A 2,306-nucleotide genomic window follows, 5' to 3' on the forward strand; every position below is an offset into this window, starting at 1 on the left:
TGCCGTTGGCATCGGCCGTGGTGGAGCCAATGGCCTGGCCGTTGTCATAAACGGTCACCATGCTGCCCGCTTCCGCGCTGCCGCTCAGGGTCGGGGTATTGTCGTTGGTGACATCCCCTTTCTGCAATGGACCCACATGCGGCTCGACGTTGTCCACCACGCTGGTGATCGCAGGTTCGGATGACACAGGAATAAACAGGCTGATGTCATAGCTCGGAGAAGAAAGGCCGGTACGGTTGCCTGCTGGATCCTGAGCAATAATCGCCAGTTTGTTGTCGCCTTCCAGCAGAGGCAATTCAGGAGTCATGCTCCAGGTGCCATCGGCCTTAACTACCGCACTGCCAATCGCATGATAACCGGCGCTGTCTGTGGTGTAGACAAAAATAGTGTCACCGGCGGTGCCGATACCACTGATCACCGGCTGGCTATCATCGGTGACGGCCCCGCTGTCAACAGTACCTTGGAGATCACCCACACGATCTTCCACCGCGGTAATGGCCAGATGTTCTGGGCCTACCAGCGGTGGCATGGTATCGACGGTAAAGTTTAATGATTCGGATGGTGCGCTTTCATTACCAGCAGGATCGGTTTCTGTCACCGTAATGCTGTGCTCGGCTTCAGTTAACGGAACATCGGGTGTAAAGCTCCACTTGCCGTTGTCACCCACCACTACGGAACCGATTTTTTCACCGCCGTCATAGATGGTGATCGTGTTACCTGGTTCACCCACACCGCTCAACTGCGGCTGCGTTTCGTCGGTGGAAGCGCCGTTGATGATGGCTCCGGTGATCGGCCCAGTATTGTCCTGAGCATGCGCTACATCTGGTTTCCCTGGTGCAGTGGTATCGACTACGATCACAATCGGGCTGGATGGCTCGCTGGCATTGCCAGCCTTATTGACCTCAGTCACAGTTAACTGGTGGCTGCCCTCATTAAGGGGTTCATCAACGGCATAATTCCACTTGCCCTGATCGTCAACTACGGTAGAACCTATCGGTTTTCCATTGTCGGAAATGATGATGATGTTACCTGGCTCACCCACACCGTTCAGTTGCGGTTGAGTTTCATCCGTTACGCTACCATTGGTCAACGGGCCGGTGATGCTGCCAGTATTGTCAAGAATGCTGCCGATAGACGGCTGGTGAGGAATTTGGGTATCAACCGTGAAGGTCAAGCCATCAGACTGTTTACTCTGGTTGCCAGCCGGATCGGTCTGGGAAAGGGTCAGAGTATGGCTGCCGTCGGTCAGCGCCTGGCCAGGTTTAAAGAACCAGCGGCCATCTCCATTGACTTCGGTTTCACCAATCACGGCTCCGTTGTCATAAATGGTGATCTTGCTGCCAGCTTCACCGTTCCCACTCAACTCGGGGCGTTGGTCGTCGGTCACGTCGCCAGGTTGGATTTCGCCGACGATCGCCCCCACTTTATCCATAATGTGCTGGAGGGTTGGGGCATCTGGTGCGATGGTATCGACGTTGAAATTCAGGGGATCAGAAGGCGAACTGATATTGCCAGCCGGATCAGTCGCGGTGATCACCAACTGGTGCGAACCCTCACCCAGAGCCGTGCCAGGTGTAAATGTCCAGTTACCTTTACCGTCAACCACCACGCTGCCAATGGTTTTACCATTGTCATATACCGTGATGATATCACCAGCGTCACCCTTGCCACTCAGGACCGGACGGGTTTCATCCGTTACGCTACCGTTTTTAATCACCCCTTTAATGGCACCCGTTTGATCCAGCGCCTGGCCGATGGCAGGTGTCGCAGGAGGAGTGGTATCAACGTGGTTATTATCACCGTTGCTGCTGTTATGATAGGCAATAGCTGCGCCAGCACCGATCGCTGTTGCAGCAGCAACCCAACCGAGCAGGCCAAACAAGGCATCATGATTGTTATCTGAGGAAGTAAATATATCCTTGCCGCGGCCTAAAGCGGGGCCTCCTAAAGCAGCTGGTGACAGATCACCTTCACTAGTCAGATAGCCATGTTCGTAGCCTTCACCTGACAGCGGGACATAAGCATATAATTGCCCATCTTCCGCCATTCCTAGCAGTACCGGATTGTTGGCTTCACCATTGAAGTAATCCTCAATAATGATACTGGCTTTAGCGTCTCCTTCCTGAATGATGCTGTCTCTTATACACATCTGACGCTGCCGACGATGCCAACTAAAAAAGGGGTGGTGGGGGGGGGGGGGGGGGGGGGGGGGGGGGGGGGGGGGGGGGGGGGGGGGGGGGGGGGGGGGGGGGGGGGGGGGGGGGGGGGGGGGGGGGGGGGGGGGGGGGGGGGGGGGGGGGGGGGGG

At 56.2% G+C, this 2,306-nt stretch carries 1 protein-coding gene; it reads right to left on the reverse strand.

Annotated elements, in window-relative coordinates:
* Window positions 1–2,149: Ig-like domain-containing protein (locus JHD74_RS25645; RefSeq protein WP_233169686.1), on the reverse strand; the 2,149-nt coding region annotated here is incomplete at its 3' end.
* Window positions 2,150–2,306: the final 157 nt, after the last annotated feature.

It is taken from the genome of Serratia sp. ASV30, from assembly GCF_016428815.1.
GTDB lineage: Bacteria > Pseudomonadota > Gammaproteobacteria > Enterobacterales > Enterobacteriaceae > Chania > Chania fonticola_C.